The sequence below is a fragment of the Amnibacterium endophyticum genome, assembly GCF_042680685.1.
In the GTDB taxonomy this organism is placed as follows: Bacteria; Actinomycetota; Actinomycetes; order Actinomycetales; family Microbacteriaceae; genus Amnibacterium; species Amnibacterium endophyticum.
Genome location: NZ_JBHUEA010000043.1, coordinates 2,192 through 9,139, shown reverse-complemented (window position 1 = coordinate 9,139; position 6,948 = coordinate 2,192). Strand labels below are relative to the sequence as shown.

The window sequence follows — 6,948 nt, the reverse complement described above, 5'->3', positions numbered from 1 at the left end:
CACCGGCGGTCTTCGTCCTCGCCTCGGCGGTGCTCGGGGCAGGGGCCGGCGCCCTGGTCCTCGCCGCCACCGCCGTCCCGTCCGCTGCGGCGGTCGCGGCGCTGGTCGCCGCGACCGCGCCCTGGTCGATCGCCGGGGCGCGGGCGCGGCCGCGGCTGCGCGCCGCTCGGGGCCTGTGGCCGGAGGCGGTCGACCACCTGGTGGCGGCGGTGCGGGCCGGGGTCCCGCTCGCGGAGGCGGTCGCGGCGCTCGGGGAGACCGGGCCCGAGCCGCTGCGGCACGGCTTCCGCCTCTTCGAGCAGGAGTGGCGTGCGAGCGGCGTCGTGGGGCCCGCCCTCGACGCGGCGAAGGCCCGCTTCGCCGATCCGGTCGCCGACCGGCTGATCGAGGTGCTGCGGATGGCGCGCGAGGTCGGCGGCACCGAGCTGCCCTCCGTGCTGCGCGACCTCGCCGCGCACCTCCGGCAGGACCTGGCGCTCCGCGGCGAGGTGGAGGCCCGCCAGGGCTGGGTGACGGGCGCGGGCCGGCTCGGGCTCGCGGCGCCGTGGATCGTGCTCGGCCTGCTCGCGACCCGGCCCGAGGCGGCGGCCGCCTACGCGACCCCCGCCGGCGGCCTGCTCGTCGCCGGCGCCGCGGTGGTCACCGGGATCGCCTACCGGATGATGCTCGTGATCGGCCGCCTGCCCGAGGACCGGCGGTGGTTCCGCTGACCGCGGCGCAGTGGTACGCCCTGGCGGGCGGACTCGGGATCGGGCTCGGCCTGTGGAGCCTCGCCAGCCGCCTGCCCGCCCTCATGCGCCCGCGGCTCGCGGGGCGCCTCGCGCCGTTCCTCGTCGACGTGTCGGCGGAGGCGAGGAGGATGCAGCACCCGCCGGGGGTCGATCCCGGGCGCGTGCTCGGAGTGGTCGCCTCCCCGGCGCTGGACGTGTTCCAGCGCCTGTTCGGCGGGCTGCTCGGCGGCGCGGACGCGCTGCGGGTGCGGCTCGCCCGAGCGGGCCGCGGCTGGCCGGTGGAGGCGTACCGGCTGCGGCAGCTGCTCTGGTGCGTCGGCGGCCTCCTGCTCGGCGCCGGCCTGGGCGCGCTCGCCGCGGCGAACGGTTCGCTCGCGGCGATCGTCGCCGCGCCGGTCGTGGGCGCGGGCACGGGGCCCCTGCTCCGCGACCGCCTGCTGAAGGCCGAGGGCGACCGGCGCGCGGCGCGGATGGAGAGCGAGCTGCCGACGGTGCTCGAGTTCCTCGCGCTCAGCCTCGCCGCGGGGGAGGGGGTGCGGGACGCGCTGCGTCGCGTCGCCGCCACCTCCTCGGGCAGCCTCGCGGAGCTGCTCCGCGGCGTCGTCGACCAGACGGCCGTCGGCGTGCCGCTCGCGACCGCGTTGACCCGCGTCGGCGACGAGCTGCGCATCCCCGCCCTGACCCGCTGCCTCGCGCACGTCGTCGGTGCGCTCGAGCGCGGCTCGCCGCTGGCCGAGGTGCTGCGGGTGCAGGCGGCCGACGCCCGCGAGCACGCCCGCCGCGACCTGCTCGAGTCGGCGGGGAAGAAGGAGATCGGGATGATGGTCCCGCTGGTCTTCCTGATCCTCCCCGTCACCGTCGCGTTCGCGGTCTGGCCCGCCGTCCTCGCCCTGCAGACGCAACTCTGATCCGTCCGGACCTCGACCTTGCCAGCTGTAGCCGTCTCACGGGCTGTCGACGCGAGGCAGCGAGGGGATCTCCGGTTCTGCGAGCCGCTTGGACCAGTCAGTGGTCGGCGGGCGAGTGCACGGACGACCCCTGCGCGTCCTGCCTCAGCGCCTCCACGTAAGCCACGTGCGCCGTGAGGTGCATGGCCTCGTCATATGCCGCCATCGCCGCGGCCACCGCCTGCCCGGCCGTCCCCCGCCGCCGCACGCGACGCGCGAGCAGGACGAGCACCCACATCGTGACCGTGACCGTGATAGCGCAGAGCACCGCCACGGCTGCGAGGCCTCCGCTCACAGTTCGTCCTTACTCACGCGATCAGGACGCCCGTCTCCTGACGCCCGACGACAGGGACAATTGCCTTCGCGGTCTGGCCCGCCGTCCTCGCCCTGCGGACCCAGCTCTGAGCGGCCGCGGCCCTGAAGGGGGACGGGTCAGCGGGGCGGGGAGAGCAGGACCGCGAGCGCCACGACCGCGAGCCCCGAGAGGTTCAGGACGACGCCGACGCGGATCGAGAAGACCTTCTGCCGGTCGGCGTCCGGCAGGCGGAAGCCGAGCACGGGGCAGCCCGCCCAGACCAGCAGCGCGAGACCGGCGGAGGCGACGACCGCTCCCGCCCACCAGGCGACGTCGAGCGGGACGGGCAGCACCGAGGGCGACGCCACAGAGGAGGCACCCGGGAGCGCCATTGTCAGGCGCCGGCACGTCCTCCGCCTACTCAATGCGCGCCTGCAGGAGGGACGCATACGCGTCGCGCAGGGCCTGGTAGCGGTCGTCAGCAACGTGCTCCCACGGGCGGCGCGCGCCGATTTCGCCCTCGACGTCGACGATGGGGAGCGGCCGCTCCGAGTAGCGCGCCGAGGCGGTTCAGTCAAGGTGGACTAGCAGCATCGCGACGTCGAGGTCGGTAGCGGCGAGCGCATTCTGCTGCGCCGGCTTGACCCGAAGCAGGTCGAGTGCGACCAGTGCGTCGCCTGCGATGTCGAGCCGTACGACAGGCTGCCGAGCTGCTGGCGCGCGATCGGATGCGCCTCGAGCATCGCGCGGGCTCGCTTGCGGAGGGACGCGCACTCGATGCAGGTCGTGACGTCCATCGGGAGCGGCTGCTCGCGCTGTGAGGTCATCACGCCGCCCCTCGCGGGCGTCCAAAGACGGTGAGTCGCTCACGGTCCGTCGGATTTGTTGCCGACCGACCGCAGTCACGGCAAGGCATCGTTGTCATCGAGGGGTCAGGTCGACTTGTTGCCGCTCTCCATCACCATCGAATTTGGGTAAATGTCCAATTAGATGTTCCGTTGATGCGCTCACTCTGGAACTGGCTTGGTCCTGACCCTGCTTCCAGTGCGCTTCCTGAGCGAAAGCTCAAGCTGATAAGGCCAACCGGCGACTAAGGCTCGCTGACCGACGAATCGGCCATCTGTGCCGCAACCTCGTTGAGTTCAGGTGTTCCGCGGTACCGACTGTGAACATCTGCAACTGGCACAGTGCCGTTGGCGCAGACGGGGTCGTGGTTATCGCAGACCTGGGAAGAGAGATTTTCCTGGCTTGTAGGCGTATCGACCGGGAGGAGAAGGTTCTTAATCGGCACATTGTGCGCTGATAAATCGCGAACCTCGGGATCCTGCGCTCCTGCTATCCATTGACTGAAGCCGTATAGTATCCCTCCAACGAAGCCAAAATTCGCTACCCCAAACGAACTCGCGGGCGCGGAGCCTGTGTTATGGATCCGACTGTAGCTCAGGCGCTGAGGGTCAGCGACCAGTCCGATCGCAGCTACAGACTTCAGGTTTACAGCACCGCTTTGGGCGGCATAGGCCATGGCGCTGTGAATGACCCATGCACCTTGTGAGTAGCCCGTTACAACGATCTTCTCGCCGCTTGCGCCACATCGAACCGTCTCGTCCTCGATGGTCTCAAGCAAGTTAACTGTGCCTATCCAAGCCCCTGGCACGTAGTCGCCGACATGCTGCAGCGTACCGTCTTGCACGAGAGGGATGGCATTGGCAGGGTAATCGAGGCCAATAGTGCGAAGGGTGAAGGTGGGGTTCATTCCCAACGCCTTCGCCTGATACTGATCACGGAGGCTGCGAATAGTGTCGCCGAGGCCGTCGCCCGCACCCGATTCCCCTGAACCTCGTACGCCAATGAACAGCACGTCCTTGCACAAAGTTGTCGAAGGCTTAGGTGCCACCAGGGTTTTTGGGTCGGGCAGGGTGAGTCCGACCCAGGGGATCGCAGAGGCGCCAGCTCCCTCGAGGCGAGGGCGTCCGTTAGTGGCATCCCCCGGCCCGTCTGCGCTTCCCCAGTCGATCATGGTCGCGTCGAACGCTGAATCAGCGTGTACTCCTATTCCGCAGTCGCGGACGGTGCCGTGGAAGTGGCCGAGAGCACCTGAACTTGCATAGACGCAGGTCGCATCTTTAGTGAGCGATGTGGAGTCCATTTCAACTGTGGCGGGCGATGTCGGATCGCCTTGCGCTTCCACCCCAACGTGAGCGTGCCGGAGGAGGACGTTCGAGGCGCGAAGCGTCCCGCCTGAGCCGACCATAAGTCCTTCCCAATCGCCCGGTCCCGGCGGATACGCTCCGTTGTCATTGTCCGTGTCACCTGCTGCCGTGTCGTCGTGGATTGAGGTGAGAGTGATCGGGTCTGACGCAGTGCCCTGTAGCGCGAGTGAGCCCGCAATTTGAATACCCAGCGGATCACTACTCGAGCTGTCGTTGACTTTGATGACGGTTCCGGCGGGGACGGTGACTGTCGCGCCTGCGGCGATGACGAGGGCGTCGTAGTCGGAGCCGAGTACCGCGTAGGGCATTCCGATCGAGGGCATCGTCCAGCTATCGACGATCGTCCCGCCGAGACCGAATCCATTCGACTCGTTCCCGGTCGCGGTGTTGCCGGTGATGTTTCCGGGCCGCAAGTGCCGGTCGATGATCTGGATCGGGTAGGTGGGCTGATCCCGCCACTGATTAGTACCGGTGTTCTTCACGCCCGTGACGGAGTTGTTCTTCACGACCGCATCGACCACGCCCGTTGAGGCGTTTCGCGAGTTCAGGATCAGCGGCCCATCGGTGACCGAGTTCCCCGTCACCGTGATTGCGTTCACCCGCTCTGCAAAGTTGGACGACCGGTCGACCTCGATTCCTCCATCAACCGAGGAGTCCGTGATCGACGCCGGCGCGCTCGAGACCGAAACCCCGTAGGTCGAGTCGCTGATCTGCGACGACGCGATCACCACGGCACCGGACCCACTCACCGCAGTCGACGTGTCCTTCACCACCGCGTGAGTCAGCTGCAAAGACCCGCCGGCCTGCACCGTGAACCCATACCAATCACCAGCCGCCGCCGGGTACTGGCCGTCGTCGTGATCGGTGTCCCCGATGACAGAGTCGTCTCTTGCTGAGGTGAACGTCACCGACGCGGACGCGGTCCCGCCCGCTACCAGGGCGCCGAGGACCTGGACCCCGGTCTTCTCGATACCGCCACTGCCATCGTCGTTGACTTTGATGACGGTTCCGGCGGGGACGGTGACTGTCGCGCCTGCGGCGATGACGAGGGCGTCGTAGTCGGAGCCGAGTACCGCGTAGGGCATTCCGATCGAGGGCATCGTCCAGCTATCGACGATCGTCCCGCCGAGACCGAATCCATTCGACTCGTTCCCGGTCGCGGTGTTGCCGGTGATGTTTCCGGGCCGCAAGTGCCGGTCGATGATCTGGATCGGGTAGGTGGGCTGATCCCGCCACTGATTAGTACCGGTGTTCTTCACGCCCGTGACGGAGTTGTTCTTCACGACCGCATCGACCACGCCCGTTGAGGCGTTTCGCGAGTTCAGGATCAGCGGCCCATCGGTGACCGAGTTCCCCGTCACCGTGATTGCGTTCACCCGCTCTGCAAAGTTGGACGACCGGTCGACCTCGATTCCTCCATCAACCGAGGAGTCCGTGATCGACGCCGGCGCGCTCGAGACCGAAACCCCGTAGGTCGAGTCGCTGATCTGCGACGACGCGATCACCACGGCACCGGACCCACTCACCGCAGTCGACGTGTCCTTCACCACCGCGTGAGTCAGCTGCAAAGACCCGCCGGCCTGCACCGTGAACCCATACCAATCACCAGCCGCCGCCGGGATGGGTGATGATGCGAAGGCGGCAGGGCTACCACTCGTGCCAGCGGCGTTCAATATCCCATTGACGGTGATGCGTGCGCCCTTGGCGACTGTCACTGATGTGCCGGCTGCGATGGTCAGCGTCGCCCCCGTCGCAACGGTGAGGTCGCCATCAATGACGTAGGTAGCGGCTGCCGATGATGACCAAGTGGTTGAAGTGGTGATGCTTCCACTCACGTGCACAGCGGCTGGCTTCGGTAGGACTGCCGACGTAGTACCGCTCGTTTTGGTTTGAGTCGTGTAGCCGGCCTTGGTCCCAGTGACATCGACTGTGATGGTCTTCCCAAGCTGCGCGGACGTCACCGTCAAGTTTGCTGTTGTCGCTCCGCTGATTGCGACACCCGATGCTTTCCACTGATAGCTCAAGCCGACCGGAGATGGTCCCCATGTTCCGGGTACAGCTGTCAGCACAGTCCCGACAACGGGTCGACCAGAAATGACGGGCGCAGGCGCTGAAGTAAAGAGAGCTGGCGCCGCCACTGTCGCGGCGCTGGTCTTGCTGACTGTGGTGAACCCGGTCTTTGCGCCCTTGACCGTTACCGTCAGGGTCTTGCCCATTTGACCGTCGGTGACCGTGAATGTCGACGAGGTTGCACCACTGATCGCGACGTCAGACGCGTTCCACTGGTAGGTAAGCGTGACAGGCGCCGGCCCCCAAGCGCCCGCCGAAGCAGTCAAGGTCGATCCGACCTTGACCGTCCCAGAGATGGTCGGCACCGGCGTCGGCGACAAGATTCCGCTGCCAGCTGTCGTTGTGGCCTTGCTGGTCTTGCTGACTGTGGTGTACCCGGTCTTCGACCCCTTGACCGTCACCGTCAGGGTCTTGTTGAGCTGGCTGCTGGTGGGCGTAAACCTGCTCGCGGTTGCGCCGCTGATTGCTACGCCCGCCGCGCTCCACTGGTACGCGAGCGTGACAGGCGAAGGCCCCCACGTCCCCGGCGTCGCGGTCAGCGTTGACCCGACCCTTGCCGTCCCCGAGATTGTCGGTACCGGCGTCGGGGTGAGCGTCCCGCTGGTCACAACACCGCTGGCCTTGCTGGTCTTGCTGACTGTGGTGTACCCGGTCTTCGACCCCTTGACCGTCACCGTCAGGGTCTTGTTGAGCTG

The 6,948-nt window shown here is 67.5% G+C and carries 6 protein-coding genes; 3 read left to right on the top strand and 3 right to left on the bottom strand.

Annotated features, from left to right (window positions below; genetic code table 11):
- Together ACFSBI_RS16055 and ACFSBI_RS16050 are read left to right on the top strand one after the other, a co-directional pair.
- A partial coding sequence (locus ACFSBI_RS16055; RefSeq protein WP_377936720.1) for a type II secretion system F family protein occupies positions 1-710 on the top strand: 710 nt, incomplete at its 5' end.
- Positions 698-1,639 (top strand): type II secretion system F family protein, encoded by a 942-nt coding sequence (locus tag ACFSBI_RS16050; protein WP_377936718.1) that lies wholly within the window; start codon positions 698-700, stop codon positions 1,637-1,639. The genes ACFSBI_RS16055 and ACFSBI_RS16050, both read left to right, overlap by 13 nt.
- A gap of 97 nt (positions 1,640-1,736) precedes the next feature.
- On the opposite strand, the gene ACFSBI_RS16045 is transcribed toward ACFSBI_RS16050, so the two are convergent.
- The 3 genes from ACFSBI_RS16045 to ACFSBI_RS16035 form a co-directional block, all read right to left on the bottom strand.
- The gene (locus ACFSBI_RS16045; protein ID WP_377936716.1) at positions 1,737-1,973 is read right to left on the bottom strand and encodes a hypothetical protein; all 237 of its coding nucleotides are present in this window, start codon (positions 1,971-1,973) and stop codon (positions 1,737-1,739) included.
- 137 nt (positions 1,974-2,110) lie between these two features.
- Positions 2,111-2,326, bottom strand: a complete 216-nt coding sequence (locus tag ACFSBI_RS16040) for a hypothetical protein (RefSeq protein WP_377936714.1) — start codon at positions 2,324-2,326, stop codon at positions 2,111-2,113.
- A gap of 737 nt (positions 2,327-3,063) precedes the next feature.
- A complete protein-coding gene (locus ACFSBI_RS16035) occupies positions 3,064-6,558 on the bottom strand; it encodes a cutinase family protein (RefSeq protein WP_377936712.1) in 3,495 nt (1,164 codons plus the stop codon).
- Here ACFSBI_RS16035 and ACFSBI_RS16030 point away from each other — a divergent pair.
- On the top strand, positions 6,548-6,948 hold a 401-nt coding region (locus tag ACFSBI_RS16030), incomplete at its 3' end, for a hypothetical protein (RefSeq protein WP_377936710.1). The genes ACFSBI_RS16035 and ACFSBI_RS16030 overlap by 11 nt on opposite strands.